A 25,464-nucleotide genomic window follows, 5' to 3' on the forward strand; every position below is an offset into this window, starting at 1 on the left:
CTAAACATATGCTTAAAAATAAACAGGTGTTTATGAATAAAAGAGAAAAGCAGATCCTCACGATTATTCGCAAAGATCCCTTCATCCAACAACAAGCGATTGCTGAAATGTTAGGCATTACCCGTTCTAGTGTCGCTGGTTACATTATGACTTTGACTCAAAAAGGTTATATAAAAGGAAAAGGTTATCTTTTGTCTGAACATAATCATGTAGTTGTTGTTGGTTCTTGTAACATGGATGTGACTGGATATTCAGATGAAAAATTAGTTTATCAAGATTCTAATCCTGGTAAGATTCGTTGTACGCCTGGCGGTGTGGGGCGAAATATTGCTGAAAATTTGGCGCTTTTAGGACTTGATACCCATCTTATTTCAATGATTGGTGATGATTTCTATGGTGCCCAGCTTATTGAACATACCCGAAAAGCAGGTGTTAATATGGAGCATTGCCATGTGATAAAAGGCGATAGTACTTCAACTTACCTCTCTCTGCTTGATGAATCAGGAGAAATGGTGATAGCTATTAATGATATGGATATTATTAACAAACTAACACCAAGTTTATTAAATGAATCTAAGCAGTTAATTCAGCATGCTAAATTACTAGTTATCGACTGTAATTTGCAACAAGAAGCATTAACATGGCTGTTTAATAATGCTGGGGAAGTGCCTATTTTTGTTGATACTGTATCTGCATTTAAATCTCATAAGATTAAAGCTTGGTTGTCATATATTCATACTTTAAAACCTAACCGACTAGAAGCCGAAATTTTAAGTGGAATAAAAATCGAAACTAATGACGATATTCCTAAAGTGGTTGACTGGTTCCATCAGCAAGGTGTGCAACGAATTGCAATTAGTGCTGGTGCTGATGGTGTTTATTATAGCGAAATCAATGGTGATCGTGGTTGGTCTGCATCCATTCCAACTGATATTGTCAGCGTTACTGGTGCTGGTGATGCCATGCTTGCAGGGCTTGTTCAAGGTTACTTGAATGGACTGAGTTTTTATCAAAGTGTGAGATTTGGTCAAGCTTGTTCGGCATTAACATTATCATCTGAATTTACTAATAATCCTAATTTATCAATTAATTGTGTTCAAAATATTTTGGAGTCCCTTTCATGAACAATGTGTCTAAATATAATCAATATCTTGATATTTCGCCTGAAGTTAAACAAGCTCTTGAAAATAATCAACCGGTTGTGGCATTAGAATCTACCATTATTTCACATGGTATGCCATATCCACAAAATGTTGAAACTGCATTAAAAGTAGAAGAAATTGTCAGAAAAAATGGCGCAATACCTGCCACTATTGCTGTAATTAATGGTCGTTTAAAAGCTGGTTTGTCAAAAGAAGAGATAACAATTCTTGGTAAAGAAGGATTAAATGTAACTAAAGTGAGTCGTCGAGATTTACCAGTAGTTGTAGCTAATAAACAAAATGGTGCAACTACCGTTGCCGCAACTATGATTATCGCTGAATTAGCCGGTATTCGTGTGTTTGCAACTGGTGGTCTAGGTGGTGTTCATCGTGGGGCAGAACATACATTTGATATTTCAGCCGATCTTCAAGAACTTGCGAATACTAGTGTTGCAGTTGTTTGTGCTGGAGCTAAATCAATTTTAGACTTAGGTTTAACTATGGAATATCTAGAAACATTTGGTGTTCCTGTGGTTGGCTATCAGACTGATAAACTACCATCATTCTTTAGTCGAACCAGCCCATTTGATGTTAGTGTCAAACTAGATAGTGCAAAACAAATAGCTGAAATGATTAAGGTAAAATGGGATTTAGGCTTAAATGGTGGGGTTGTGGTTGCTAATCCTATTCCAACAGAATATGCAATGGATGAAGAGTTAATTTCAACAGCAATTGAAAAAGCATTAAAAGAATCAGTTGAACAAGGCATTAAAGGTAAAGAAACTACCCCATTTTTATTGGCAAAAGTGGTGGAATTAACTGGTGGTGATAGTTTAGAAGCAAATATCAACCTAGTCTTTAATAATGCAAAATTAGCTTCTGAAATTGCGATGAATTATTGCAATAGCAAATAAATTTAATGCAAATAAAGATTGTATTTTGTAATCTAAACTGCTTTTAAATAATGAAACAGCATCACTATGATTACTGTTTCATTATTAGCTAATCAATTAGATAATTATACACAAGTTTTTATAATTACTCCTTGCATTAGCAAATAAATCCCGTATAATTGTCGCACTTTGTTTGCTGATTTTTCAATAAACAAATGCGTAAAAAGATATAGTCTTTATGTCAAAATATCGAATTATATCAACAATATCCCCGATTTGGGGGTTACGAAAAGAACGGATTACACTCTCCTGTCAATCGAAACAGGGCAAGAGGAGTAATCTTTTGTTATAACTTTTAAATAGTGGAGCTCTGGTCTCATGTCGAACCAAAGAATCCGTATCCGGTTAAAAGCGTTTGATCATCGTTTGATTGATCAATCAACTGCTGAAATTGTAGAAACTGCGAAGCGCACTGGCGCACAAGTTCGTGGTCCTATTCCATTACCGACACGCAAAGAGCGTTTCACAGTATTGATTTCTCCGCACGTTAATAAAGATGCGCGTGATCAATATGAGATTCGCACTCATAAACGTCTAGTTGATATTGTAGAGCCAACTGAAAAAACAGTTGATGCTTTAATGCGTCTAGATCTTGCTGCCGGTGTTGATGTGCAGATCAGTTTAGGTTAATCCTAAGCTGAATGATTGAGAGGTCGAAACAATGATTGGTTTAATCGGTCGTAAAGTAGGAATGACACGAATCTTCACCGAAGAGGGTGTTTCTATTCCTGTCACCGTAGTTGAAGTTCAAAGCAACCGCGTTACTCAAGTTAAAACACTTGAAAATGACGGTTATCAAGCTATTCAGGTTACTACTGGCAGCAAAAAAGCAAGCCGCGTAAACAAACCTGAAGCAGGTCATTTCGCTAAGGCTGGCGTTGAAGCTGGTCGTGGTCTATGGGAATTCCGTTTTGAAGAAGGCGAATATACTGTAGGTCAAAGCATTAACGTTGATATTTTCACAGACGTTAAAAAAGTTGATGTTACTGGTACATCTAAAGGTAAAGGTTTCGCTGGCGTAACTAAACGTTGGAATTTCCGCACTCAAGATGCTACTCATGGTAACTCTTTGGCACACCGTGGTCATGGCTCTATTGGTCAAAACCAAACTCCAGGTAAAGTGTTCAAAGGTCGTAAAATGGCAGGTCACTTAGGTAATGAACGTGTAACTGTTCAAAACTTAGATATTGTACGTGTTGATGCTGAACGTAACCTTTTATTAATTAAAGGTGCAGTACCAGGCGCGATCAATAGTGACGTAATTGTTAAACCGGCAATCAAGGCTTAACGTCGAGGAGATAGAGATGGAATTAGTAGTAAAAGACGCGCAAGCGCTTTCTGTTTCCGAAACTACCTTCGGACGTGAGTTTAATGAAGCGTTAGTTCACCAAGTAGTTGTTGCTTATGCATCTGCTGCTCGTCAAGGCTCTCGCGCACAAAAAACTCGTGCAGAAATCGCTGGTTCAGGCAAAAAACCATGGCGTCAAAAAGGCACAGGTCGTGCTCGTTCAGGTTCTATTAAGAGCCCAATCTGGCGTAGTGGTGGTGTAACATTTGCAGCAAAACCACAAGATCATAGCCAAAAAGTTAACCGTAAAATGTATCGTGGTGCATTAAAGAGTATTTTCTCTGAATTAGTGCGTCAAGAACGTTTAATCGTGGTTGAAACATTTACTGTTGAAGCACCTAAGACTAAATTATTAACTCAGAAATTAAATGATATGAACCTAAAAGATGTTCTAATCATTACCTCTGAAGTTGATGAAAATCTTTTCTTAGCAGCACGTAACTTATATAAAGTTGATGTGCGTGATGTGGCAGGTATTGATCCAGTTAGTTTGATTGCATTTGACAAAGTGGTTATCACTGTTGATGCCGTTAAACAAGTAGAGGAGATGTTAGCATGATTCGTGAAGAGCGTCTGCTTAAAGTCCTGCGAGCACCACATGTTTCTGAAAAAGCATCTATTTCAATGGAAAAAACAAATACATTAGTATTGAAAGTTGCTAAAGATGCTACTAAGAGAGAGATTAAAGCCGCAGTTGAACAACTATTTGAAGTCAAAGTAGATGACGTTAATACTCTTGTTGTTAAAGGCAAAGTAAAACGTCGTGGTCAACAAATCGGTCGCCGTAGCGACTGGAAAAAAGCTTACGTTACTTTAGCAGAAGGTCAAAATTTAGACCTTGCTGGCGTCGCTGAGTAATTCGGAGGAGTAAGAACAATGGCAGTTGTTAAGTGTAAACCTACATCTCCGGGTCGTCGCCACGTTGTTAAAGTGGTTAACCCAGAGTTGCATAAAGGTAAGCCTTATGCACCGTTGCTTGATACAAAAAGCAAAACTGGTGGTCGCAATAATAATGGTCGTATCACTACCCGTCATATCGGTGGTGGTCATAAACAACATTATCGTATTGTCGACTTTAAGCGTAATAAAGATGGTATTCCAGCAGTTGTTGAACGTTTGGAATATGATCCGAACCGTAGTGCAAATATTGCATTGGTTCTATATAAAGACGGTGAACGTCGTTATATTTTAGCGCCTAAAGGCTTAAAAGCAGGTGATCAGATCCAATCTGGTGTTGATGCAGCGATTAAAACAGGTAACTGTTTACCAATGCGCAATATTCCAGTAGGTTCTACCGTGCATAATATTGAAATGAAACCAGGTAAAGGCGGACAACTTGCTCGCTCAGCTGGTAGCTATGTTCAAATCGTTGCTCGTGATGGTGCTTATGTAACATTACGTCTACGTTCAGGTGAAATGCGTAAAGTATTATCTGATTGCCGTGCCACTATTGGTGAAGTGGGTAACTCAGAACATATGCTTCGCGTACTAGGTAAAGCGGGTGCAACGCGTTGGCGTGGTGTTCGTCCTACTGTTCGTGGTACAGCAATGAACCCGGTAGACCATCCACATGGTGGTGGTGAAGGTCGTAACTTTGGTAAACATCCTGTGTCTCCATGGGGTCAAAAAGCCAAAGGATTGAAAACGCGCAGCAACAAACGTACTGATAAGTATATTGTTCGCCGTCGCAATAAGAAATAATTAATATAGAGGATTAGCTATGCCACGTTCTCTCAAGAAGGGTCCTTTTATTGACCTACACTTGCTGAAGAAGGTAGAGAAAGCGGTGGAAAGCGGGGACAAGAAACCAATTCGTACTTGGTCCCGTCGTTCAACGATCTTTCCTAACATGATCGGATTGACCATCGCTGTCCATAATGGTCGTCAGCACGTTCCAGTTTATGTTTCCGACGAAATGGTTGGTCATAAATTGGGTGAATTCGCGCCGACTCGTACTTATCGCGGCCACGCTGCGGATAAGAAAGCTAAGAAGAAATAAGTAGGAGAAAGAGATGGAAACAATTGCAAAGTACCGCCACGCTCGTTCTTCTGCACAAAAAGTTCGCTTAGTTGCAGATCTTGTTCGCGGTAAAAAAGTGTCTCAGGCACTTGATATTTTAACGTACACCAATAAAAAAGCGGCTGTACTTGTTAAAAAAGTATTAGAGTCTGCTATTGCTAATGCAGAGCATAACGATGGTGCTGATATTGATGATCTGAAAGTTGCGAAAATTTTCGTAGACGAAGGCCCAACCATGAAGCGTATTATGCCTCGTGCGAAAGGTCGTGCAGATCGAATTTTGAAGCGTACGAGTCACATCACCGTGATCGTCTCAGATCGCTAGGCTGGAGAATAGCAATGGGTCAAAAAGTAAATCCAAATGGTATCCGACTAGGCATCGTCAAGCCTTGGACATCTACATGGTATTCGGGTACAAAGACATTCGCTGATAATTTAGAAAGTGATTTTAGAGTGCGTGAATTCTTAAATAAAGAATTAGCACAAGCATCAATCTCTAAAATTGTTATCGATCGTTCAGCAGAAACTAACGTTCGCATTACTATTCACACTGCTCGTCCAGGTATTGTGATTGGTAAAAAAGGTGAGGACGTTGAAAAATTACGTAATGCCGTAGCTTCTATTGTCAATAAATACAAAGACAAAAAAGAGAAACGTGATGTTGCAGTACAAATTAATATTGCTGAAGTTCGTAAACCAGAACTAGATGCTAAGTTAGTTGCTGACAGTATTACCTCTCAGTTAGAACGCCGTGTTATGTTCCGTCGTGCAATGAAACGTGCGGTACAAAATGCAATGAAGGCGGGTGCTAAAGGTATCAAAGTTGAAGTAAGTGGTCGTTTAGGCGGCGCTGAAATTGCTCGTAGTGAGTGGTATCGTGAAGGTCGCGTACCATTACATACATTAAGAGCGGACATCGACTATGGTTTATCAGAAGCATTGACAACCTATGGTATTATTGGTGTTAAAGTGTGGATCTTCAAAGGTGAGATCCTTGGTGGTATGGCTGCCGTTGAACAAGCAGAAAAACAACCTGCTGCTCAACCGAAAAAGCAGCGCAAAGGCCGAAAACAATAAGGAGCGTCGCTGATGTTACAACCAAAGCGTACAAAATTCCGTAAAGTGCACAAGGGCCGCAATCGTGGTCTTGCTGTGAGTACTGATGTAAGTTTCGGTACATTCGGTCTTAAGGCTGTGGGTCGTGGTCGTTTGACTGCGCGCCAGATCGAAGCAGCACGTCGTGCAATGACTCGTGCAGTTAAGCGTCAAGGTAAAATCTGGATTCGAGTTTTCCCTGATAAACCAATTACTGAAAAACCACTTGAAGTGCGTATGGGTAAAGGTAAGGGTAACGTTGAATACTGGGTTGCTCAGATTCAACCAGGTAAAGTCCTTTATGAAATGGACGGTGTACCGGAAGAAGTTGCTCGTGAAGCATTTGCGTTGGCAGCTGCAAAACTGCCAATTAAAACCACCTTTGTGATTAAGACGGTGATGTAAATGAAAGCAAAAGAGCTACGCGAAAAAAGCGTTGAAGAGTTAAATACTGAACTTCTTAATTTATTACGTGAGCAATTTAACTTACGTATGCAATTAGCTGGAGGTCAGTTAACACAAACTCATATGTTAAAACAAGTGCGTCGTAATATTGCACGAGTTAAAACGTTATTAACTGAGAAGGCGGGTGCGTAATATGACTACTGAAGTAAAAATTCGTACTCAGCAAGGTCGTGTTATTAGCGACAAAATGGATAAATCTATTACTGTAGCTATTGAACGTAAAGTGAAGCATCCGTTATATGGTAAGTTCATTAAACGTACGACTAAATTGCATGTACATGATGAAAACAACGAGTGTGGTATTGGTGATACTGTAGAAATTAAAGAGTGTCGTCCATTATCAAAAACCAAATCTTGGACTCTTGTTCGAATCGTTGAAAAAGCAGTTAGCTAATCTTTTTGATTAAAAACTGTACATAATATAATAAACGGCTCACCGGCCGTTTATTTTATGCTATCCATTTCATTTGAGTGGTGTTATACTATGCGCCCTCACGTAAGTGGGTTTTTGGTTGTCTATTCTTATCCATGGTAGTTGAGGTGGATGAAGGTAGATTAGACAATAATTAATTTATACGGAGCATTAAAATGATCCAAGAACAGACTAGGCTCGATGTTGCTGATAACTCTGGCGCACGTAGCGTAATGTGTATCAAGGTTCTCGGTGGATCGCATCGTCGTTATGCAGCGGTAGGTGATATCATCAAAGTTACCATTAAAGAAGCTATTCCTCGTGGTAAAGTTAAAAAAGGTGATGTACTTAAAGCTGTGGTGGTGCGCACTCGAAAAGGTGTTCGTCGTCCTGATGGATCTGTCATTCGTTTCGATCGCAATGCTTGTGTTATTTTAAATAATAACAGTGAGCAACCGATTGGTACGCGTATTTTTGGACCGGTCACTCGTGAACTTCGTTCTGAGAAGTTTATGAAGATCATTTCATTAGCACCAGAAGTACTGTAAGGAGCGGGTAATGGCAGCTAAAATCCGTCGAGAAGATGAAGTTATCGTGTTAGCCGGTAAAGATAAAGGTAAACGCGGTAAAGTAAAAAGTGTTTTGTCTACTGGTAAAGTGATTGTTGAAGGTATCAATTTGGTGAAAAAACACCAAAAACCAGTACCTGCATTAAATCAAGAAGGTGGAATTGTTGAGAAGGAAGCGCCAATTAACGTTTCTAACGTAGCAATTTTTAACCTTGATACAGGCAAAGCAGATCGCGTAGGCTTTCGTTTTGAAGACGGTAAAAAAGTCCGTTTTTATAAGTCTACTAATAAATTAATCAATTAAGTAATTTGGAGTGTACGATGGCGAAACTGCATGATTACTACAAAGCACAGGTAGTAAATAAACTGCAAGAACAGTTTGGCTACAAATCTGTCATGCAAGTCCCTCGGATCGAAAAGATCACCTTGAATATGGGTGTGGGTGAAGCAATTACTGATAAGAAATTATTAGATAATGCTGTTGCAGATTTAGCAGCAATCAGTGGTCAAAAACCACTAGTCACTAAAGCACGCAAATCAGTTGCTGGTTTTAAAATCCGTCAAGGGTATCCTATTGGTTGTAAAGTCACTTTACGTGGCGAACGTATGTGGGAATTTTTTGAACGTCTAGTTTATATTGCTCTTCCTCGTACTCGAGATTTTCGTGGTTTAAGCGCAAAATCTTTCGATGGTCGTGGTAACTATAGCATGGGTGTTCGTGAACAAATCGTTTTCCCTGAAATCGATTATGATAAAGTTGATCGTGTTCGTGGTTTAGATATCACTATCACAACAACTGCACAATCTGATGAAGAAGGCCGAGCTTTATTATCTGCCTTTAACTTCCCATTTCGTAAGTAAGGTAGGGCATAATGGCTAAACAATCAATGATTGAACGCGATAAGAAACGCGTAAAGCTAGCAGAAAAATATTTTGCAAAGCGTCAAGAATTAAAAGCGATTATCTCTGATCTTAATGCATCAGATGAAGATCGTTGGAATGCAGTGCTTAAATTGCAAACGCTTCCTCGTGATTCTAGTCCATCACGTCAACGTCGTCGTTGTCGTCAAACCGGTCGTCCTCATGGCGTCCTTCGTAAGTTTGGTTTAAGCCGTATTAAGGTTCGTGAATCAGCCATGCGTGGTGAGATTCCTGGTCTTAAAAAGGCAAGTTGGTAATCAGGGGAGTGTTATAGATGAGCATGCAAGATCCTATAGCAGATATGTTGACCCGCATTCGTAACGGTCAAGCTGCGAATAAAGTTGCAGTCACCATGCCTTCCTCTAAGCTAAAAGTGGCAATTGCCAATGTGCTAAAAGAAGAAGGTTATATCGGGGACTATAAAGTAGTTGGTGACACTAAACCAGAATTGGAAATCACTTTAAAATATTTCCAAGGTAAGGCTGTAGTAGAAAGTATTAAACGTGTTAGCCGTCCAGGTTTACGTATTTATAAACGTAAAGATGAATTACCAAAAGTAATGGCTGGATTAGGTATTGCAGTTGTTTCTACTTCTAAAGGTGTTATGACTGATCGTGCAGCACGCCAAGCAGGTCTTGGTGGTGAAATTATCTGCTACGTAGCGTAAGGGAGAAAAAAATGTCTCGTGTTGCAAAAGCACCTGTCGTTGTTCCTGCGGGCGTAGAGGTAAAACTCAATGGTCAGGTAATTACGATTAAAGGTAAAAATGGCGAGTTATCTCGTGAAATAAATAAAGCTGTTGTTATTAATCAAGAAGAAGGCCAAATTACATTTGCGCCTCGTGACGGTTTTGCTGACGCTTGGGCTCAAGCAGGTACTGCTCGCGCATTGATTAATGCAATGGTTATTGGTGTTACTGAAGGTTTTACTAAAAAACTTCAGCTAGTTGGTGTCGGTTATCGTGCACAAGTTAAAGGTAATACAATTGGTTTATCTCTTGGTTATTCACATCCAATTGATCATGAATTACCTGCAGGTGTAACAGCTGAATGTCCTTCTCAAACTGAAATCGTTCTGAAAAGTGCTGATAAACAGTTAATTGGACAAGTAGCTGCTGATATCCGTGCTTATCGTCGTCCTGAACCTTATAAAGGTAAAGGTGTTCGTTACGCAGATGAAGTTGTGCGTACTAAAGAAGCTAAGAAAAAGTAAGGTAACACTATGGATAAGAAATCAGCTCGTATCCGTCGTGCAACTAAAGCGCGTCGTAAGATGCAAGAACTACTTGCAACTCGCTTGGTAGTTCACCGTACTCCGCGTCATATTTATGCGCAGATTATCGCACCAAACGGATCAGAAGTACTGGCAGCGGCTTCAACATTAGAAAAAGCTATCAGTGAAAGTTTAAAATACACTGGAAACAAAGATGCAGCAGCAGCAGTTGGTAAAGCAATTGCAGAACGCGCATTAGCGAAAGATATCAAAGAAGTTTCTTTTGATCGTTCAGGTTTCCAATATCATGGTCGAGTTCAGGCGCTAGCAGATGCTGCTCGCGAAGCTGGCCTACAGTTCTAAGGTAGGAGTTAAAGATGTCAAACATCGAAAAACAAGCTGGTGAACTGCAGGAAAAACTAATCGCAGTTAACCGAGTTTCTAAAACCGTAAAAGGTGGTCGTATTTTTAGTTTTTCTGCACTAACAGTGGTTGGTGACGGTAATGGCCGCGTTGGTTTTGGATATGGTAAAGCACGTGAAGTGCCAGCAGCAATCCAAAAAGCAATGGAAAAAGCACGTCGTAATATGATTAACGTTGCGTTAAATAACGATACTTTACAGCATCCAGTTAAAGGTGCTCACACAGGTTCTCGTGTTTACATGCAACCAGCATCAGAAGGTACTGGTATCATCGCCGGTGGTGCAATGCGTGCTGTATTAGAAGTTGCTGGTGTTCGTAACGTTCTAGCTAAAGCATATGGTTCTACTAACCCAATTAACGTGGTTCGTGCGACTATTGATGGCTTAGAAAATATGAAATCTCCAGAAATGGTTGCTGCTAAGCGTGGTAAAACCGTCGAAGAAATTTTGGGGTAATTAGCCATGGCAAAGACAATTAAAATTACACAAACTCGTAGTTCTATTGGCCGTCTACCGAAGCATAAAGCAACGTTAGTTGGTTTAGGATTACGTCGTATTGGTCATACTGTTGAACGTGAAGATACACCTGCAATCCGCGGTATGGTAAACCAAGTTTATTACATGGTTAAAGTTGAGGAGTAATAGTAATGCGTTTAAATACTTTATCTCCTGCTGAAGGTTCAAAGCATGCATCTAAGCGCGTGGGCCGAGGAATCGGTTCAGGACTAGGTAAAACAGGTACTCGTGGTGTTAAAGGTCAAAAATCACGTTCAGGTGGCGGCGTTCGTCGTGGCTTCGAAGGCGGTCAAATGCCTTTATATCGTCGTTTACCAAAATTTGGTTTTACCTCACGTAAAGCTATGGTAACAGCACAAGTTCGTCTTTCTGATTTAATGAAAGTTGAAGGTGATATTGTTGACCTAAATAGCTTGAAAGTTGCTAATGTGATTAATTCACAAATCGAATATGCAAAAATTATGTTATCTGGAGAAGTGACTAAACCAGTAACAGTTCGTGGTATTCGAGTAACTAAAGGTGCTAAAGCTGCAATTGAAGCTGCTGGCGGAAAAATTGAGGAATAATTAGAAAGATGGCAAAGCAACCAGGATTAGATTTTCAAAGCACACGAGGCGGTAGTGGTGAGCTTAAAAGACGTTTATTATTTGTGCTTTTAGCGCTTATTGTTTTCCGTCTTGGTTCTTACGTTCCGGTTCCTGGTATTGATACTAAAGCGTTATCGGACTTACTACAATCATCATCTAATGGTATTGTTGGTATGTTCAATATGTTCTCTGGTGGTGCTTTAAGCCGTGCTTCAATTTTTGCTTTAGGGATAATGCCTTATATTTCTTCATCTATTATTGTGCAGTTATTAACGGCAATTAACCCTAAACTAGCAGAATTGAAGAAAGAAGGTGAATCAGGTCGTAAAAAAATCAGTCAGTACACCCGTTATGGCACATTAGCTTTAGCGATTGTACAAGCGGTTGGTATTGCGACTGGTTTACCGAATATTCCTGGTTACAGTCATGTTGTGATTAACCCAGGATTTTCTTTCTATTTTATTGCATCGATTAGCTTAGTTACTGGCACTATGTTTCTTATGTGGTTGGGTGAGCAAATCACGGAACGCGGTGTAGGTAATGGTATTTCTATCATTATCTTTGCTGGTATTGTGGCAAGTCTTCCTCATGCAATATATGAAACAATTGAACAAGCTCGTTCTGGTTCATTGCATCCGATTTTATTATTAGTCGTTGCAGCATTAGTGGTTGGTGTGACTTACTTTGTTGTTTTTGTTGAACGTGGTCAACGACGTATCGTTGTTAATTATGCACAAAGACAGCAAGGCCGTCGTGTGTATGCCGCACAAAGTACACATTTACCATTGAAGATTAATATGGCAGGTGTTATTCCTGCAATATTTGCTTCAACAATTATTATGTTACCATCAATGATGGCTTCTTGGTTCCAAGGAAATGGTGAAGGATGGAGATATATCTTTGTTCTTGTTGGACAATATTTTTCTCATGATCAACCGTTATACATAATCTTTTTTGCAGCAGCGATTATTTTCTTCTGTTTCTTCTACACAGCATTGGTTTTCAATCCTAGAGAAACAGCAGATCAGTTAAAGAAATCTGGTGCATTTATTCCAGGTATCCGTCCAGGTGAACAAACATCGAAGTATATTGACAAAGTAATGACTCGTTTAACGCTAATTGGCGCTATTTACATTACTCTTGTATGTTTGGTACCAATGTTTATGACAAGTGCAATGAAAGTTCCAGTTCAATTTGGTGGAACATCATTATTAATTGTAGTTGTTGTAATCATGGATTTTATGGCACAAGTACAGACTTTAATGATGCCAAATCGTTATGAGTCAGTGTTAAAGAAAGCGAATCTTAAAGGCTACGGCCGATAAGTTAGCCAGAAGTTACGGAGAAAAAAATGAAAGTTCGTGCTTCAGTCAAGAAATTATGCAGAAATTGTAAAATCATCAAACGCAATGGCATCGTTCGTGTTATTTGCATTGAAGGTAAACATAAACAACGTCAAGGTTAATATTATTTAACTGTAAAGTTGAACTTTTGCATATTTTACTTGCCAAAGTATAGTAAAGCTGGCTAGAATAGCCAGCCTAAAAAATTTTTTTGTAGATCCATCGTTTGAGTATCCTGAAAACGGGCTTTTCAGTATGGTGGATCTGCTGAACATTAACAATAAAGGAGTGCATAGTGGCCCGTATAGCAGGCATTAACATTCCTGATCAACAACATACTGTGATTGCGTTACAAGCAATTTATGGTATCGGTAGTACTCGTGCAAAGACAATTTGTGCTGAAGCGGGTATTCCTGAAAATGTTAAGATCAGAGAACTATCTGAAGATCAGATTGAACAGTTACGCGAACAAGTCGCTAAATTCACTGTTGAAGGTGATTTACGTCGTGAAGTAACTATGAGTATCAAGCGTTTATTAGACCTTGGTTGTTATCGTGGTGTGCGTCATCGTCGTGGACTTCCTGTCCGTGGTCAACGCACTAAGACTAACGCTCGTACCCGTAAGGGACCGCGTAAGCCAATCAAGAAATAATTGAGGTGATAATAAATGGCAAAGACACCTGTTCGTACACGTAAACGTGTTAAAAAGCAAGTTTCTGATGGTATAGCTCATATTCATGCATCATTTAACAATACAATCGTAACAATTACCGATCGTCAAGGTAATGCGTTGGGTTGGGCAACCGCTGGTGGTTCTGGTTTCCGCGGCTCTCGTAAGTCAACACCTTTTGCAGCTCAAGTAGCAGCAGAACGTTGTGCCGAAGCTGTAAAAGACTACGGAATTAAGAATCTGGAAGTTATGGTTAAAGGACCTGGTCCTGGTCGTGAGTCAACAATTCGTGCATTAAATGCAGCGGGTTATCGCATCACTAATATTACTGATGTTACTCCGATTCCTCATAACGGTTGTCGTCCACCAAAGAAACGTCGTGTTTAATTTTTTATTAAACATTGAATGTTTATAGGATTATTGGAGAAAAAAAATGGCAAGATATTTGGGACCAAAGCTCAAATTAAGTCGTCGTGAAGGTACCGATTTATTTCTTAAGTCTGGCGTCCGAGCGGTTGACAGTAAATGTAAGTTAGAACAAGCTCCTGGACAACATGGTGCGCGTAAACCGCGTTTATCAGATTATGGTGTTCAGTTACGCGAAAAACAAAAAGTTAGACGTATTTATGGAATTCTAGAGCGTCAATTCCGTAATTACTACAAAAATGCAGCACGTATTAAAGGTAATACAGGTGAAAACCTACTTGCTCTTTTAGAACGTCGCTTAGATAACGTTGTTTATCGTATGGGATTTGGTGCAACTCGCGCTGAAGCTCGTCAATTAGTTAGTCATAAAGCTGTTCTTGTTAATGGTCACGTTGTGAACATCGCATCTTATCAAGTTTCACCTGAAGATGTTATCAGTGTTCGCGAAAAATCAAAAAAACAAGCACGTATTAAAGCCGCTTTAGAGTTAGCTGAACAACGTGAAAAACCAACATGGTTAGAAGTTGATGCTAGCAAAATGGAAGGTGTGTTCAAACGCTTACCAGAACGTTCAGATTTATCTGCTGACATCAACGAACATTTGATCGTCGAACTTTACTCTAAGTAAAGTTTAGCACTTAAGAGAGGACATAATGCAGGGTTCTGTAACAGAGTTTTTAAAACCTCACCTAGTTGACGTTGTTCAATACAGCCCAACTCATGCGAAAGTGACTTTAGAGCCACTTGAGCGTGGTTTTGGACATACTTTAGGTAATGCACTACGCCGCATTTTATTATCATCTATGCCGGGATATGCAGTGACCGAAGTTGAAATTGACGGTGTTCTGCATGAGTATAGTACTAAAGAAGGCGTTCAAGAAGATGTGCTTGATATTCTGCTTAATTTGAAAAAATTAGCGGTTCGTGTACATACCAAAGATGATGTTATGCTGACTTTAAATAAATCAGGCGTTGGTGCTGTAACTGCATCAGATATCACTCATGATGGTGATGTTGAAATTGTTAATCCTGATTTAGTAATTTGTCATCTTACTGATGCCAATGCTTCAATTAGTATGCGTATTCGTGTACAACGAGGACGTGGTTATGTCCCTGCTTCTGCTCGAGTTAAGTCAGAAGATGAAGAGCGACCTATCGGTCGTCTATTAGTTGATGCATGTTATAGTCCAGTTGAGCGTATTGCCTATTCTGTCGATGCTGCTCGTGTGGAACAACGTACCGACTTAGATAAACTTGTTATCGATATGGAAACTAATGGTACTATCGATCCAGAAGAATCTATTCGTCGTGCATCTACTATTTTGGCTGAACAACTTGAAGCTTTTGTTGATTTACGTGATGTACGTCAACCAGAAGTCAAAGAAGATAAACCGGAATTTGATCCAATTCTTTTACGTCCAGTAGATGACTTGGAATTAACTGTTCGGTCTGCTAATTGCTTAAAAGCAGAAGCAGTTCATTATATTGGTGATTTAGTGCAACGTACCGAAGTTGAGTTACTTAAAACCCCTAATCTTGGTAAAAAATCTCTTACTGAAATTAAGGATGTGCTCGCATCTCGTGGTTTATCTTTAGGCATGCGTCTTGAGAATTGGCCACCAGCAAGTATTGTTGAAGACTAAGATAAAATTTATATAAGAAGGATAAAGTTATGCGCCATCGTAAAAGTGGTCGTCAACTGAACCGAAATAGCAGCCATCGTCAAGCGATGTTTCGTAATATGACAAGTTCATTAGTTGAACATGAAATTATCAAAACAACATTGCCTAAAGCAAAAGAGTTGCGTCGTGTCGTTGAGCCGTTAATTACGTTAGCTAAAAGCGATAGCGTAGCTAATCGCCGTCTGGCTTTCGCTCGTATCCGTGATAAAGATACAGTAAAAAAATTATTTTCAGATTTAGGTCCACGTTTTGCTACCCGTCCAGGTGGTTATGTTCGCATTTTAAAATGTGGTTTCCGTGATGGAGATAATGCTCCAATGGCTTATATTGAATTAGTTGATCGCCCTGCAGTAGAAGCAGAAGCAGCAGCTGAATAAATAATTAAAGCTTAAACTAAAACCGGCTAAATGGCCGGTTTTTTATTATCTAGATATTACCAATTTGAGTATTTTTATTTAATTATCACATATAAGTCTTTTTTTATATCATTTTTAAAACTTAATATAAGTTATTATTGATATTTTCTCAGTTAAATTATAGTTTTAATATTATCAAACTAGTTTTAAGTAAAGTAGTAGTAAGATGATTAATGTTAAACGAAATGGCGAATGGATTTTAGTACTAGTTACTATGTTAGCTGCAGTTGGTTGAGTTTCTTCAAAAGAAGCAATTTTAGAAATGCCTCCTTTAGCTTTTATGGGATTGTGATTTCTCTCTTCCTCTATTATTTTATTTGTAGTCTGTTTAAGTACTAAACAACGAATCAATCTTACACATTTACCTAAAGCAATAATAACTGGCTGTTTGCAATCAACTAATGTTATTTTATAGATATTAGCAATAAGTATTGGCGGACAATTAGGTGAAGGCTCTTTTATTATGAGTTTATCGGTGTTAATGGCTCCAATTGTTGGTTGGTTCTTTTTTAGAGAAAGGCCATTAGTTATATTTTGGCTCTCATTACCGATTGCTATTGTTGGTCTTGCTTTTTTGTCTTTATCAAATGGTTGGCATTTAAATGTTAATCAACTCTGGTTTTTAATTTCTGCATTAGCTCAAGCAATATTTTTTGTTTTTAATAGTCGATTAGTCCAAAAAATAGCAATTTTGCCATTAATTTGTGTACAAATGCTTTGTACTGGCACGGCAAGCCTAATTATATCTGTATTTACTGAGAGTTGGCCGTCAAGCATCAGTTTAATCACTTTAATGTGGCTTATCGTTAGTATTGTTATTGCTACAATTTTACGATTTGCTTTGCAATTTGTTGGACAGAAATACGTACCTGTAAGCAATGCAGCAATAATCATGATTTTAGAGCCTGTATTTACAACTTTGGCTGGCGTAATTGTTTATTTGGAACCTATGCCATGGACAAAATGGGTTGGTTGCTTCTTGATTTTAATTTCTCTGCTTTCTTATCGAGGGTATAATTTTATTGGTAAAAAGTAGATTTTAGAGTCCCTCGAATTATTAAACTCGTAGTTAATAGTGAGGAGGCGGAGTTTCTTCTGATAAATTAGCAATATTTGAGGTTTGTGTAGCTTGTAACTTTTGTGACAATAACATTAATTGTTCTTTAAGTTTGCTGATATCTGCTTGAAGATTAATAACCATTTGATTGAGTTCCTCAATGGTCATTTCTTGGAATGCGACTTTAGTTTCTAATAATTCCAGTTGTTGGTTCATAGTTTATTCATTAATTGGTTTAGTAATTTTATATTGTAAGTAAAAGTAATTATAAAATCCATCCTCGTTCTGCAAAAGAAACGTACTCTCCCTTACCAATCACAAGGTGATCAACAATGCGAACATCTATTAATTCACAAACTTGTTCAATTTTCTTTGTTAATATCCGGTCAGCTTGACTTGGTTCAGCCAATCCTGATGGATGATTATGAGCTAAAATTAATGCTGCTGCATTATATTGTAATGCCCGTCTAGCTACTTCTCTCGGATGAACCTCTACACAATTATAGGTTCCAACAAACATCTCTTCAGAAGTAATGACATGATGCTGATTGTCTAAAAATATCACCATAAAAATTTCACGATCTTTATCCATTAAGCGACTAGCTAGGTAATGATGGGTCAAGCTTGGCGATGTTAAGTAATTTTCATGGCTTATTTTAACTTTCAAATAACGATTAGAAAGTTCAACAACCGCTTTTAACTGAGTATATTTTGCAGTTCCAAGACCTTGCTTTTTACAAAATTCGTCGTGGCTAGCATTTATTAAATGATAAAATGAGCCAAATTCATTTAATAACTTTTGCGATAAATCTAGAACAGGTAAACTACGTATACCTGTGCGTAAGAAAAGGGCGAGTAATTCCGCATCAGATAGTGTTTCGACACCAAATAGTAATAATTTTTCTCGAGGCATTAAGGTGGTTTTTTTTTCTGACATAATTGGATTCTTGTTATTTACACAAAATGTGATTATTAGCTATCTTGTGAAAAATAATAAGTAGAGATATATAACGTTGTGAACTAGCTCGCAGTAATGAAATCATTTTTACAGCAAATAAAAAAAGCGCTTATTAGCGCTTTTTAACTGGTTATTTATTCGAAAATTAATGACAGCCACATCCGCCGTGACCACCGCCACAACAACCACTTTCTTCTTCATCTTCATCATGATCATGTCCGCCACAACCGCAGCCACCATGCCCGTGGTCGTGACCGTGTGCACCATGAATATGTCCATGCGATATTTCATCTGGTGTTGCTTCACGAATTGCCAATACTTCGACATTGAAATTCAGATCTTGGCCTGCTAGCATATGATTTCCATCGATAGTTACACTATCGCCATCAATTGCAGTAATTTCAACAGGTAAAGAGCCTTGATCAGTGTCAGCAAAAAAACGCATACCGACTTCAAGTTCGTCAACACCAACAAAAACGTCACGTGGCACATTTTGTACTAGTGCATCATTAAAATCTCCATAAGGATTAATTAGTTCAACGTCAAATTTATCACCAACTTGATGGCCTTCTAAGGAATTTTCAAGATCTTGTAATAAGTTTCCTGCACCATGTAGATATTCGAGTGGTGCAACTGTTGTTGCTTCATCAACTAAAACACCATCTTTAGTACGAACTTGATATGCTAAACTTACCACTGTGTTTTTTGCTATTTTCATGTTTTCTCCAACAAACTGTTACTGAGCAAATAGTGTTAGATTTTAACGGAAAAAAATCCATCTGTATGCTATTTTTTCGTATTTTAACAAGTTTTGCTAATGTTTTATTTTGTGAAGTACTTTTGTTTCAAGAGACCTATTTTAATTAGTAAATAATAGTTGGATAGCTAGTTGAAATCAATTAAGCTGATAGTGTGAATTTTACACAATACTTTATTGTAGCTAATATTAAATTATTGCTAATGACTAAACATAGTGAGGAAAGGGGGATTTTATGTTGAAAGTTAATGATTATTTTGAAGGGAAAGTGAAATCTATCGGCTTTGAAAATGGTTCTACCGGTAAAGTCTCTGTTGGCGTGATGTTACCAGGTGAATATATTTTTAATACTGATAATCCAGAGGAAATGACTGTCATAACTGGTTCACTTAAAGTGTTATTGCCTACAGCAAATGATTGGCAAATATTTGAAGCTGGCCAAGTTTTTCATATTGCTAAAGAAAGCAAATTCGATGTTCAGGTATCAGAACCAACAGCTTATTTGTGTCGTTATCTCGCAAAATAAAGATGCATCAATGTGTTAAAAATAATATTATTAAATTAACCATTGGATTCTACATTACGATTTATATTCTATTGTAAAATTTGATCATATGTTATTTGGGTAATGATAATTTATTAGATTTTTAAGGTTCTATAAAATAGACTTAATGATTATTAAATCATCATTATTATTGTATTTTAATTGTTAAAAAGTGATAGATAATTTTTAGAATTAAGATACTGAGCTTTTAATTTAGATTAGCTGATATAGCAAGAATTTACAAATAAAATGGATTAGTAACAATTTTATGTTTTGAATTAGACCGCAAGATTAATTTACTCTATACAACAGCTTGATTATCTAGAGGTTAAGATAAAAAATATCACGGTGATAAATTAAAAAAATAAGGTGTCAGTTATTCATTCTGGCACCTTATTTACATTTAAGGTTATATTATTTAAGTTCTAATTCATTCATAGCGGCGATACTAAACCCACCATCTACATGAATAACTTCACCAGTAATACCTGATGATAGGTTCGAACATAAGAATGCTGCTGAATTACCCACATCTTCGATAGTTACTGTACGACGAATAGGGGTAACTGATTCACAATGTGATAACATCTTTTTAAAATCTTTAATACCTGATGCAGCTAAAGTACGAATAGGACCAGCTGAAATCGCATTTACACGTATACCTTCAGGTCCCATTGCATTTGCCATATAACGTACATTTGCTTCTAAAGATGCTTTAGCAAGACCCATAACATTATAGTTAGGAATTGCACGTTCAGCACCTAGATAAGAAAGAGTAACTAATGCTGAATCAGGATTAAGCATTGAACGACAAGCTTTAGCCATAGCTACAAAGCTATAAGAGCTGATATCGTGGGCAATAGCAAAACCTTCTCGAGTTACCGCATTAACATAATCACCATCTAATTGATCTCCTGGCGCAAACGCAATAGCATGTACAAAACCATCAAATTTGTCCCATGTTTTTGCTAGCTCAGTAAATAATGATGTGATGCTGTCATCATGTGCAACATCACAAGGTAAAACGATATTAGAATTAAAATCAGCAGCAAACTCTTCAACACGGCTTTTTAATTTCTCGCTTTGATAAGTAAAGGCCAATTCTGCGCCTTCTCGATGCATTGCTTTTGCAATACCATAAGCGATAGAACGGTTGCTTGCAACGCCGGTAACCAGAATGCGTTTACCTGTTAAAAATCCCATAAATTATTCCTCTAATATTTTTACTATATAGTCTAGAATGCTGATGATTATATGTTGATATAGTTAACTTCGCTACTATAAATTTATTTTTTAATTGGTTATTTGCTCTTTTTATTTTAGTCGCAAATAGTTATAGTTAATTTGAATCGTAATTGACAATTATTGTTTAGGATAAGGTAAGCCATAAACTATTTTAAAATATTACAGGGCATTGCCCTGTAATAAGTTTGGTTATTTTTTCGGTAATAATGTAAATATTTTAGGATTTTGACCTATCAATTTTTGCGCAAGTTCGTTGACGGTTTCTAATGAAATATTTTCAACTTGTGTTAGCTGTTGATTTAATTGTACAAAATTACCATCATCTGTTGCTGTTTGAGCGATGGCAGTACTCCAATATTGTGCACTTTTTTGTTGTTCTCTGTAATCTTCTTTCCATGCTTTTTTCGCTATGCTGAGCTCTTGAAGATTAATACCATGTGAACGAATATTGTCCATAACTTGATTAACTAAGGATTTAATTTCATTGACCCGTTTAGGATCGGTGGTGAAATTAAGTCTAGCAAGGTAATAAGATTCTGGTTTCTTGATTATCTGCTCTGAAAAAATAATAGTATAAACACCAGAGTTTTGTTCTCGAATAGCAGTATGTAAGCGAGCATTTACAACTTTATCAAGCAAATTTAAAGCAAGTTGATTGTTTTGACTCCAATCTGCTTCGCTTGTATACAATAGACTTACCATTGCTTTATCACTGGTACCATATGGATAATTAAATTGCATTGGCTTGTTAATTGGCGTGATATGATTGTTATGCCAATGTAACTTAGTGGAATTACCATTAATCCCTGCAAGCCATTTTACAGTTAATGCTTTTAGTTGCTTTGTATCTACATTACCAGAAATCGTTAAAACCATCGAATTTGGTGATGAGTAAAGCATTTGATAAGTCGATTGTAATTGTGTGCTAGTAAAGTGACGCCATGTACCATTTGGATGAACCATTAAACGTTGACTATTATTAAATGTATTTTTATGGATAAAATCTAAAAATTTTCTTTCTATTGGTAATTTATTTTGCATCAACATCGCATTTTGCTGTGCTAATGACAATTTTTGTGAATTAAATTGTGGCGCTGTTAATTTTAAATAGAGTATAGAAAATAACGTTTCTAATTGATCATCGGTTGTACTACCTTGAAAACCATGATGTAGAAGCTCAGCATAAGGTTTTAATTCTCCATATTGCCGTAATTCTTTACTGCTATAATTGCCATAACCGCTGAGTTCAGCTAATTGCTGAGACCAAGTTACTGCTCCTAATTGTGAATTAGCATCTAATGATTGACCGCCTGGAATTCTTAAATTGATTTGGATATTATCAGTTAGTTTTTGATTTGGGTATACAATAACCCTCATACCATTACTAAGAATCCACTCTTCGCTATCAAGCTCTTTTAATGCATTTGTTTTAACGATAGTACCTTGTACTGGAGGTGCAATAATTAAGGGTTTATTTTGAGTTTGATAAGAAAATTCACTCAGTTGAGTATCATCTTTATGTCGAGTTGCTTTCCATAGTGCAACAATAGCACTTTGTGATATTATTTTTTTATCATTATCAGGTCCGATAATTGCAAGGCGTAAATGACTTTGCTCTAAACGACGAGAAATAACTTGTTTAAGCTTTTCCGGCGTTATTTGATTAATAATTGATTGTGTTATAGCTAATTGCTGTTTTTTATTTATCATTGGCATTTGGTATTCGACTGCCGTGGTTAAGCGTTCAGCTAATTGGTTATTACGATAATTATTTTCACTTGCTGCTTGTTGTGATAATTTGGTTAATATCTGTTTAGTGGCCTGTTCGTACTCTTTTTTAGATACAGGTATTATCGCTAATCGTTGCAGCTCATCAAACATTAATTGTAGGGTTTCTTGATAATGATTTTGATTTGGAATAGCAAATAGTAGGTATTGTATTCTTTTTTCATCTAATAAAACACTTTGCTCTTTCACTTGAGCTAATTGCAATTTTTGATTTTCAGTAATCAATTGCAGGCGTTTATTTAGAATAGATAGCCAAATTTGATCTACAATATCATCAGTCATTCCTTGTGAAGTATTTAATGGTGCAATAGCATCGCGTTGCAGCATAATTTGGATCAATCGTTGTCCTTGCTCTGCATCAAATATCATTTTAACTAGCGGAGTCGGCTGAGAAGAAAATTGTCGTAAAGATGGTATATCTACTGGTGAGTTCCCTTTATCTGCAACACCAAAATATTTGTTTATCTCTTGGCGTATAGATTGTTCATTAAATTGGCCAACTACAATTAAGCTCATTCTTTGTGGTTGATACCATTTTTGATAAAAAGTTTTAGCTTCTTCAACCGGACTATTTTTGATTAAAGATAACGATCCAATAGGTGAGCTATTAGCGTATAAACTTCCTTGGTAACGTAATTGATCGAGTTGTTCATTAATTCGATAAGCAACACCTTGTCGTAAGCGCCACTCTTCGACAATTACATTGCGTTCTTGATTAAAATCTGCAGGATCAAATGAGATATTATAAGCCCAGTCTGCCATTACCTGTAGACCAGTTTGAATGGCTTGTGGATTGGTTGGTAATGATAATTTATATATTGTAGAGTTAAAACTAGTAACGGCATTAATATGCGCTCCAAATGTTATACCATATTTTTCTAACTGTTTCCGGCTTGATTGGTTAGGGAAGTTTTTTGTACCTTTAAATGCCATATGTTCAACAAAATGTGCTAGCCCTTTTTGCTGTTCTGTTTCTTGCACTGCTCCACTATGGACAACTAATCTTAATTCAGCGTTATCACTCTGTTTTGGCATTAAAATTACTGTTAAACCATTATCCAATTGATAACGTTTTATCATGGGATCTTGTGGGAGTGATGTGCTTTGTACACAGGCTGTTAGTACAAATAAAACACAACAAACAATCAAATTTTTCATTTTTCGTCCTATAAAAATACTTTAGATATTGTTATCTATATAAATATCTACAATGTTTTATTAATATTAATTACTTGGTTAACTAATGGCTCTAATTCATTTTGATGTGAAACTAATACTATCGCACTATGTGTTAACGTTTTTTTTAAGCGATCTATCATGATTATTGCACTGTCAACATCTAGCCATGATGTGATTTCATCAAGTAATAATAAGTCAGGTTTATTCAGGTATAACCTAGCAAATAATAATCGTTGCTTTTCACCGCCAGATAATCTTATTTCCCAGTTATCTTCTTTTTCTAGCTCATGATTTAGCTCTGTTAATCCTGCAAACTCTAATGCTTTTTCTAATTCATTTTGATTATAAACATTGGCATTTTGTGGATAACTTATTAGATCAGCTAATTTGCCAAAACCAATATAACTTTTTTGTGGTAACCAAATATAGTTATCTGTCCGATTTATCGATCCAGAAAAATGAGGCCAAAATCCAGCTAAACTTTTTAATAATGTTGATTTACCACTTCCTGATACACCTTTTATTAGTAATGATTGTCCCGCTTTTAATTGGCAAGAGATGGAAACTAATGGGAAATTATTAGTATTCATGACTTGTAAATTAGCTACCTTTAATAGATAGTTAGATTCTAAATCATCATTTTTTATATTAGGTTCAATTGGTTCTTCTAGTAATATGGCAAAATTATAAAGTCTTGTTACTGTTGCTTGCCATACTGCGATATCTTTATAACTGAAAATAAACCAGCTTAATGCGCTATTGAGTTGAGTGAATGCCATCCTAATTTGCATCAATCCACCTAATTGGATTGTACCGCTAATAAATTTAGGTAAAGCAAAAAATATTGGAGCTAATGATGAGATGTGGCTAAAGCCATTGACGAAAAACAGCAAGTTTCGTTCTTTATTGATCAACTGGTACCAATTGCGGATGATAGCTGAAAAATGGTGTTGTAGTTTTGTTTGTTCTTGCTCCTGTGCATGCTGCCCAGCAATGTTATCACTATTATCGCGACATCGAATTAGGGCACTACGATAGTTTGCTTCATTTTTTTGTTTTTCAACATTAATACCATGTAGTTTTCTACCAATTAAATGGGTAATTAATATACCAAAAGTGACGTATAAAAGGCAGACGAAAAACATATAACCAGGTATGGTTATTGTGACGTCAAACAAGGTGAATGAAATTGATCCTGATAAATTCCATAGGATCATTGAAAACGAAACAAAAGTGAATGTTGATGTTAAAAAAGAAATGAGTAGACCTAATGATTGCGAAATTAATAGATGTATATCTTCAGCAATACGTTGATCTGGATTATCAGGTTCAAGTTGTCGATTTTGTAAATGGTAATGCTGCCCATTTTTTGACAGCCATTTTTGGGTAATATGCACTGTCATCCAATTACGCCATTTTATTAATAATTTTTTTCTTAAATAATCAGCATAAACAACGAATAAAATGAGAATGGCAATCAATAGAATGAATTGTAATAATAAACTGTAAATAGTAGTACTATCAAGACGTTGTAAAGCATCAAAGAACTTACCATTCCATTCATTGATTAAGACATTAAACCAGATTGATGTTAAACTCAATCCAATAGTAACAATTAGTAATAACCAAGCGACCATTGATTGTGATGATCGCCAAAAAGGTTTAACTAAAAAATAAAATTGTTTTAACTTGCTCACGATCTTATTATTTCTATTAAGTTACTTAAAAAACACAATG

General features: G+C 36.9%; 38 protein-coding genes. 32 read left to right on the forward strand and 6 right to left on the reverse strand.

All coding sequences use genetic code 11. The annotated features are described in order from the left end of the window. The first annotated feature begins 32 nt into the window (after nt 1–32). The 31 genes from H3S74_RS07660 to H3S74_RS07810 all read left to right on the forward strand — a co-directional run bounded on the left by H3S74_RS07660 (nt 33) and on the right by H3S74_RS07810 (nt 17,235). Nucleotides 33–1,124 carry a PfkB family carbohydrate kinase gene (locus tag H3S74_RS07660; RefSeq protein WP_198201680.1) on the forward strand — a complete coding sequence of 364 codons (1,092 nt, stop codon included), beginning with the start codon at nt 33–35 and terminating at the stop codon, nt 1,122–1,124. Beyond that, nucleotides 1,121–2,056, forward strand: coding sequence for a pseudouridine-5'-phosphate glycosidase (locus H3S74_RS07665; RefSeq protein WP_065577884.1), 936 nt, complete (start codon nt 1,121–1,123; stop codon nt 2,054–2,056). The genes H3S74_RS07660 and H3S74_RS07665 overlap by 4 nt, the downstream gene beginning before the upstream one ends. Before the next feature lie 357 nt (nt 2,057–2,413). Further along, complete coding sequence (gene rpsJ / locus H3S74_RS07670) at nt 2,414–2,725, forward strand: 30S ribosomal protein S10 (protein ID WP_006120582.1); 312 nt, start codon at nt 2,414–2,416, stop codon at nt 2,723–2,725. Between the two features lie 31 nt (nt 2,726–2,756). Next, nucleotides 2,757–3,383, forward strand: a complete 627-nt coding sequence (rplC, locus tag H3S74_RS07675) for a 50S ribosomal protein L3 (protein ID WP_034902384.1) — start codon at nt 2,757–2,759, stop codon at nt 3,381–3,383. 16 nt (nt 3,384–3,399) lie between these two features. Continuing rightward, a complete protein-coding gene (gene rplD / locus H3S74_RS07680) occupies nt 3,400–4,002 on the forward strand; it encodes a 50S ribosomal protein L4 (protein ID WP_034902381.1) in 603 nt (200 codons plus the stop codon). After that, entirely contained in the window at nt 3,999–4,301 is a 303-nt protein-coding gene (gene rplW, locus H3S74_RS07685) for a 50S ribosomal protein L23 (protein ID WP_034885052.1), read from the forward strand. Before rplD ends, rplW begins: the two co-directional genes overlap by 4 nt. An 18-nt stretch (nt 4,302–4,319) precedes the next feature. After that, the gene (gene rplB / locus H3S74_RS07690) at nt 4,320–5,144 is read left to right on the forward strand and encodes a 50S ribosomal protein L2 (RefSeq protein WP_034902376.1); all 825 of its coding nucleotides are present in this window, start codon (nt 4,320–4,322) and stop codon (nt 5,142–5,144) included. 19 nt (nt 5,145–5,163) lie between these two features. Continuing rightward, nucleotides 5,164–5,442 carry a 30S ribosomal protein S19 gene (rpsS, locus tag H3S74_RS07695; protein ID WP_024496505.1) on the forward strand — a complete coding sequence of 93 codons (279 nt, stop codon included), beginning with the start codon at nt 5,164–5,166 and terminating at the stop codon, nt 5,440–5,442. A 13-nt stretch (nt 5,443–5,455) separates the two neighbouring features. Beyond that, on the forward strand, nt 5,456–5,788 hold the full coding sequence (gene rplV / locus H3S74_RS07700; RefSeq protein WP_034884235.1) for a 50S ribosomal protein L22: 333 nt from the start codon (nt 5,456–5,458) through the stop codon (nt 5,786–5,788). Between the two features lie 14 nt (nt 5,789–5,802). Continuing rightward, on the forward strand, nt 5,803–6,540 hold the full coding sequence (gene rpsC, locus H3S74_RS07705; protein WP_034884234.1) for a 30S ribosomal protein S3: 738 nt from the start codon (nt 5,803–5,805) through the stop codon (nt 6,538–6,540). A 12-nt stretch (nt 6,541–6,552) separates the two neighbouring features. Continuing rightward, nucleotides 6,553–6,963 carry a 50S ribosomal protein L16 gene (gene rplP, locus H3S74_RS07710; RefSeq protein WP_025314389.1) on the forward strand — a complete coding sequence of 137 codons (411 nt, stop codon included), beginning with the start codon at nt 6,553–6,555 and terminating at the stop codon, nt 6,961–6,963. Next, nucleotides 6,964–7,155, forward strand: a complete 192-nt coding sequence (gene rpmC, locus H3S74_RS07715) for a 50S ribosomal protein L29 (RefSeq protein WP_034902373.1) — start codon at nt 6,964–6,966, stop codon at nt 7,153–7,155. A gap of 1 nt (nt 7,156) precedes the next feature. Further along, the gene (gene rpsQ, locus H3S74_RS07720) at nt 7,157–7,417 is read left to right on the forward strand and encodes a 30S ribosomal protein S17 (RefSeq protein WP_025314391.1); all 261 of its coding nucleotides are present in this window, start codon (nt 7,157–7,159) and stop codon (nt 7,415–7,417) included. Nucleotides 7,418–7,611: 194 nt separating this feature from the next. After that, a complete protein-coding gene (gene rplN / locus H3S74_RS07725) occupies nt 7,612–7,983 on the forward strand; it encodes a 50S ribosomal protein L14 (RefSeq protein WP_025314392.1) in 372 nt (123 codons plus the stop codon). Between the two features lie 10 nt (nt 7,984–7,993). Continuing rightward, nucleotides 7,994–8,308 (forward strand): 50S ribosomal protein L24, encoded by a 315-nt coding sequence (gene rplX, locus H3S74_RS07730; RefSeq protein WP_065651344.1) that lies wholly within the window; start codon nt 7,994–7,996, stop codon nt 8,306–8,308. A 17-nt stretch (nt 8,309–8,325) separates the two neighbouring features. After that, nucleotides 8,326–8,865 carry a 50S ribosomal protein L5 gene (rplE, locus tag H3S74_RS07735; RefSeq protein ID WP_025314394.1) on the forward strand — a complete coding sequence of 180 codons (540 nt, stop codon included), beginning with the start codon at nt 8,326–8,328 and terminating at the stop codon, nt 8,863–8,865. 11 nt (nt 8,866–8,876) lie between these two features. After that, nucleotides 8,877–9,182, forward strand: a complete 306-nt coding sequence (gene rpsN, locus H3S74_RS07740; RefSeq protein ID WP_025314395.1) for a 30S ribosomal protein S14 — start codon at nt 8,877–8,879, stop codon at nt 9,180–9,182. Nucleotides 9,183–9,199: 17 nt separating this feature from the next. Beyond that, on the forward strand, nt 9,200–9,592 hold the full coding sequence (rpsH, locus tag H3S74_RS07745) for a 30S ribosomal protein S8 (RefSeq protein ID WP_034902370.1): 393 nt from the start codon (nt 9,200–9,202) through the stop codon (nt 9,590–9,592). Nucleotides 9,593–9,603: 11 nt separating this feature from the next. Beyond that, nucleotides 9,604–10,137 (forward strand): 50S ribosomal protein L6, encoded by a 534-nt coding sequence (gene rplF / locus H3S74_RS07750; RefSeq protein WP_110446965.1) that lies wholly within the window; start codon nt 9,604–9,606, stop codon nt 10,135–10,137. 9 nt (nt 10,138–10,146) lie between these two features. Then, nucleotides 10,147–10,500 (forward strand): 50S ribosomal protein L18, encoded by a 354-nt coding sequence (rplR, locus tag H3S74_RS07755; protein WP_034902364.1) that lies wholly within the window; start codon nt 10,147–10,149, stop codon nt 10,498–10,500. A gap of 14 nt (nt 10,501–10,514) precedes the next feature. After that, complete coding sequence (rpsE, locus tag H3S74_RS07760) at nt 10,515–11,015, forward strand: 30S ribosomal protein S5 (protein ID WP_025314399.1); 501 nt, start codon at nt 10,515–10,517, stop codon at nt 11,013–11,015. Between the two features lie 6 nt (nt 11,016–11,021). Then, nucleotides 11,022–11,201, forward strand: a complete 180-nt coding sequence (gene rpmD, locus H3S74_RS07765; RefSeq protein ID WP_025314400.1) for a 50S ribosomal protein L30 — start codon at nt 11,022–11,024, stop codon at nt 11,199–11,201. 5 nt (nt 11,202–11,206) lie between these two features. Beyond that, a complete protein-coding gene (gene rplO, locus H3S74_RS07770; RefSeq protein WP_110446966.1) occupies nt 11,207–11,641 on the forward strand; it encodes a 50S ribosomal protein L15 in 435 nt (144 codons plus the stop codon). 8 nt (nt 11,642–11,649) lie between these two features. Beyond that, nucleotides 11,650–12,987, forward strand: a complete 1,338-nt coding sequence (gene secY / locus H3S74_RS07775) for a preprotein translocase subunit SecY (RefSeq protein ID WP_110446967.1) — start codon at nt 11,650–11,652, stop codon at nt 12,985–12,987. Nucleotides 12,988–13,013: 26 nt separating this feature from the next. Continuing rightward, nucleotides 13,014–13,127, forward strand: coding sequence for a 50S ribosomal protein L36 (gene rpmJ / locus H3S74_RS07780; protein ID WP_034884218.1), 114 nt, complete (start codon nt 13,014–13,016; stop codon nt 13,125–13,127). 173 nt (nt 13,128–13,300) lie between these two features. After that, complete coding sequence (gene rpsM / locus H3S74_RS07785; protein ID WP_110446968.1) at nt 13,301–13,657, forward strand: 30S ribosomal protein S13; 357 nt, start codon at nt 13,301–13,303, stop codon at nt 13,655–13,657. 15 nt (nt 13,658–13,672) lie between these two features. Continuing rightward, nucleotides 13,673–14,062 carry a 30S ribosomal protein S11 gene (gene rpsK / locus H3S74_RS07790; protein WP_025314405.1) on the forward strand — a complete coding sequence of 130 codons (390 nt, stop codon included), beginning with the start codon at nt 13,673–13,675 and terminating at the stop codon, nt 14,060–14,062. A 46-nt stretch (nt 14,063–14,108) separates the two neighbouring features. Further along, the gene (gene rpsD / locus H3S74_RS07795) at nt 14,109–14,729 is read left to right on the forward strand and encodes a 30S ribosomal protein S4 (RefSeq protein ID WP_065577881.1); all 621 of its coding nucleotides are present in this window, start codon (nt 14,109–14,111) and stop codon (nt 14,727–14,729) included. Between the two features lie 25 nt (nt 14,730–14,754). Beyond that, on the forward strand, nt 14,755–15,744 hold the full coding sequence (gene rpoA / locus H3S74_RS07800; protein WP_034902352.1) for a DNA-directed RNA polymerase subunit alpha: 990 nt from the start codon (nt 14,755–14,757) through the stop codon (nt 15,742–15,744). A gap of 29 nt (nt 15,745–15,773) precedes the next feature. After that, nucleotides 15,774–16,160: a 50S ribosomal protein L17 gene (rplQ, locus tag H3S74_RS07805; protein ID WP_034884211.1), complete on the forward strand. Its 387-nt coding sequence runs from the start codon at nt 15,774–15,776 to the stop codon at nt 16,158–16,160. Nucleotides 16,161–16,662: 502 nt separating this feature from the next. Continuing rightward, complete coding sequence (locus H3S74_RS07810; RefSeq protein WP_198247616.1) at nt 16,663–17,235, forward strand: DMT family transporter; 573 nt, start codon at nt 16,663–16,665, stop codon at nt 17,233–17,235. A 33-nt stretch (nt 17,236–17,268) separates the two neighbouring features. Here the strand turns inward: H3S74_RS07810 and H3S74_RS07815 are convergent, their stop codons facing one another. The 3 genes from H3S74_RS07815 to slyD all read right to left on the reverse strand — a co-directional run bounded on the left by H3S74_RS07815 (nt 17,269) and on the right by slyD (nt 18,932). Continuing rightward, nucleotides 17,269–17,472 carry a SlyX family protein gene (locus H3S74_RS07815; protein ID WP_110446971.1) on the reverse strand — a complete coding sequence of 68 codons (204 nt, stop codon included), beginning with the start codon at nt 17,470–17,472 and terminating at the stop codon, nt 17,269–17,271. A gap of 49 nt (nt 17,473–17,521) precedes the next feature. Beyond that, nucleotides 17,522–18,193, reverse strand: a complete 672-nt coding sequence (radC, locus tag H3S74_RS07820; RefSeq protein WP_198247617.1) for a DNA repair protein RadC — start codon at nt 18,191–18,193, stop codon at nt 17,522–17,524. A 166-nt stretch (nt 18,194–18,359) separates the two neighbouring features. After that, on the reverse strand, nt 18,360–18,932 hold the full coding sequence (gene slyD, locus H3S74_RS07825; protein ID WP_198247618.1) for a peptidylprolyl isomerase: 573 nt from the start codon (nt 18,930–18,932) through the stop codon (nt 18,360–18,362). Between the two features lie 274 nt (nt 18,933–19,206). Between slyD and ppnP the strand changes: the two genes are divergently transcribed. Next, nucleotides 19,207–19,497, forward strand: a complete 291-nt coding sequence (ppnP, locus tag H3S74_RS07830) for a pyrimidine/purine nucleoside phosphorylase (RefSeq protein WP_034902339.1) — start codon at nt 19,207–19,209, stop codon at nt 19,495–19,497. Between the two features lie 432 nt (nt 19,498–19,929). On the opposite strand, the gene fabI is transcribed toward ppnP, so the two are convergent. From fabI to H3S74_RS07845, 3 genes are all read right to left on the reverse strand, one after another. Then, nucleotides 19,930–20,718 (reverse strand): enoyl-ACP reductase FabI, encoded by a 789-nt coding sequence (fabI, locus tag H3S74_RS07835; RefSeq protein ID WP_086362662.1) that lies wholly within the window; start codon nt 20,716–20,718, stop codon nt 19,930–19,932. A 231-nt stretch (nt 20,719–20,949) separates the two neighbouring features. Next, a complete protein-coding gene (locus H3S74_RS07840; protein ID WP_198247619.1) occupies nt 20,950–23,706 on the reverse strand; it encodes a pitrilysin family protein in 2,757 nt (918 codons plus the stop codon). Between the two features lie 47 nt (nt 23,707–23,753). Beyond that, nucleotides 23,754–25,424: an ABC transporter ATP-binding protein/permease gene (locus H3S74_RS07845; protein ID WP_198247620.1), complete on the reverse strand. Its 1,671-nt coding sequence runs from the start codon at nt 25,422–25,424 to the stop codon at nt 23,754–23,756. Between the last annotated feature and the right edge of the window lie 40 nt (nt 25,425–25,464).

Origin of the sequence: Gilliamella sp. W8126 (genome assembly GCF_016102185.1) — a bacterium.
In the GTDB taxonomy this organism is placed as follows: domain Bacteria; phylum Pseudomonadota; class Gammaproteobacteria; order Enterobacterales; family Orbaceae; genus Gilliamella; species Gilliamella apis_A.

Excerpts from the sequence above, each read along its gene's own strand:
- rplV (WP_034884235.1), top strand. The coding sequence starts at position 5,456 with ATGGAAACAATTGCAAAGTACCGCCACGCTCGTTCTTCTGCACAAAAA.
- rpsS (WP_024496505.1), top strand. The coding sequence starts at position 5,164 with ATGCCACGTTCTCTCAAGAAGGGTCCTTTTATTGACCTACACTTGCTG.
- rplB (WP_034902376.1), top strand. The coding sequence starts at position 4,320 with ATGGCAGTTGTTAAGTGTAAACCTACATCTCCGGGTCGTCGCCACGTT.
- rpmJ (WP_034884218.1), top strand. The coding sequence starts at position 13,014 with ATGAAAGTTCGTGCTTCAGTCAAGAAATTATGCAGAAATTGTAAAATC.
- rpsJ (WP_006120582.1), top strand. The coding sequence starts at position 2,414 with ATGTCGAACCAAAGAATCCGTATCCGGTTAAAAGCGTTTGATCATCGT.
- rplW (WP_034885052.1), top strand. The coding sequence starts at position 3,999 with ATGATTCGTGAAGAGCGTCTGCTTAAAGTCCTGCGAGCACCACATGTT.
- rplN (WP_025314392.1), top strand. The coding sequence starts at position 7,612 with ATGATCCAAGAACAGACTAGGCTCGATGTTGCTGATAACTCTGGCGCA.
- H3S74_RS07840 (WP_198247619.1), bottom strand. The coding sequence starts at position 23,706 with ATGAAAAATTTGATTGTTTGTTGTGTTTTATTTGTACTAACAGCCTGT.
- rpsN (WP_025314395.1), top strand. The coding sequence starts at position 8,877 with ATGGCTAAACAATCAATGATTGAACGCGATAAGAAACGCGTAAAGCTA.
- H3S74_RS07810 (WP_198247616.1), top strand. The coding sequence starts at position 16,663 with ATGAGTTTATCGGTGTTAATGGCTCCAATTGTTGGTTGGTTCTTTTTT.
- rplE (WP_025314394.1), top strand. The coding sequence starts at position 8,326 with ATGGCGAAACTGCATGATTACTACAAAGCACAGGTAGTAAATAAACTG.
- rplC (WP_034902384.1), top strand. The coding sequence starts at position 2,757 with ATGATTGGTTTAATCGGTCGTAAAGTAGGAATGACACGAATCTTCACC.
- secY (WP_110446967.1), top strand. The coding sequence starts at position 11,650 with ATGGCAAAGCAACCAGGATTAGATTTTCAAAGCACACGAGGCGGTAGT.
- rplR (WP_034902364.1), top strand. The coding sequence starts at position 10,147 with ATGGATAAGAAATCAGCTCGTATCCGTCGTGCAACTAAAGCGCGTCGT.
- H3S74_RS07665 (WP_065577884.1), top strand. The coding sequence starts at position 1,121 with ATGAACAATGTGTCTAAATATAATCAATATCTTGATATTTCGCCTGAA.
- rpoA (WP_034902352.1), top strand. The coding sequence starts at position 14,755 with ATGCAGGGTTCTGTAACAGAGTTTTTAAAACCTCACCTAGTTGACGTT.
- rplD (WP_034902381.1), top strand. The coding sequence starts at position 3,400 with ATGGAATTAGTAGTAAAAGACGCGCAAGCGCTTTCTGTTTCCGAAACT.
- rpmD (WP_025314400.1), top strand. The coding sequence starts at position 11,022 with ATGGCAAAGACAATTAAAATTACACAAACTCGTAGTTCTATTGGCCGT.
- rplP (WP_025314389.1), top strand. The coding sequence starts at position 6,553 with ATGTTACAACCAAAGCGTACAAAATTCCGTAAAGTGCACAAGGGCCGC.
- rplO (WP_110446966.1), top strand. The coding sequence starts at position 11,207 with ATGCGTTTAAATACTTTATCTCCTGCTGAAGGTTCAAAGCATGCATCT.
- rpsH (WP_034902370.1), top strand. The coding sequence starts at position 9,200 with ATGAGCATGCAAGATCCTATAGCAGATATGTTGACCCGCATTCGTAAC.
- rplQ (WP_034884211.1), top strand. The coding sequence starts at position 15,774 with ATGCGCCATCGTAAAAGTGGTCGTCAACTGAACCGAAATAGCAGCCAT.
- rplF (WP_110446965.1), top strand. The coding sequence starts at position 9,604 with ATGTCTCGTGTTGCAAAAGCACCTGTCGTTGTTCCTGCGGGCGTAGAG.
- rpmC (WP_034902373.1), top strand. The coding sequence starts at position 6,964 with ATGAAAGCAAAAGAGCTACGCGAAAAAAGCGTTGAAGAGTTAAATACT.
- ppnP (WP_034902339.1), top strand. The coding sequence starts at position 19,207 with ATGTTGAAAGTTAATGATTATTTTGAAGGGAAAGTGAAATCTATCGGC.
- slyD (WP_198247618.1), bottom strand. The coding sequence starts at position 18,932 with ATGAAAATAGCAAAAAACACAGTGGTAAGTTTAGCATATCAAGTTCGT.
- radC (WP_198247617.1), bottom strand. The coding sequence starts at position 18,193 with ATGTCAGAAAAAAAAACCACCTTAATGCCTCGAGAAAAATTATTACTA.
- rpsD (WP_065577881.1), top strand. The coding sequence starts at position 14,109 with ATGGCAAGATATTTGGGACCAAAGCTCAAATTAAGTCGTCGTGAAGGT.
- rpsQ (WP_025314391.1), top strand. The coding sequence starts at position 7,157 with ATGACTACTGAAGTAAAAATTCGTACTCAGCAAGGTCGTGTTATTAGC.
- rpsK (WP_025314405.1), top strand. The coding sequence starts at position 13,673 with ATGGCAAAGACACCTGTTCGTACACGTAAACGTGTTAAAAAGCAAGTT.
- rplX (WP_065651344.1), top strand. The coding sequence starts at position 7,994 with ATGGCAGCTAAAATCCGTCGAGAAGATGAAGTTATCGTGTTAGCCGGT.
- fabI (WP_086362662.1), bottom strand. The coding sequence starts at position 20,718 with ATGGGATTTTTAACAGGTAAACGCATTCTGGTTACCGGCGTTGCAAGC.
- rpsE (WP_025314399.1), top strand. The coding sequence starts at position 10,515 with ATGTCAAACATCGAAAAACAAGCTGGTGAACTGCAGGAAAAACTAATC.
- H3S74_RS07660 (WP_198201680.1), top strand. The coding sequence starts at position 33 with ATGAATAAAAGAGAAAAGCAGATCCTCACGATTATTCGCAAAGATCCC.
- H3S74_RS07815 (WP_110446971.1), bottom strand. The coding sequence starts at position 17,472 with ATGAACCAACAACTGGAATTATTAGAAACTAAAGTCGCATTCCAAGAA.
- rpsC (WP_034884234.1), top strand. The coding sequence starts at position 5,803 with ATGGGTCAAAAAGTAAATCCAAATGGTATCCGACTAGGCATCGTCAAG.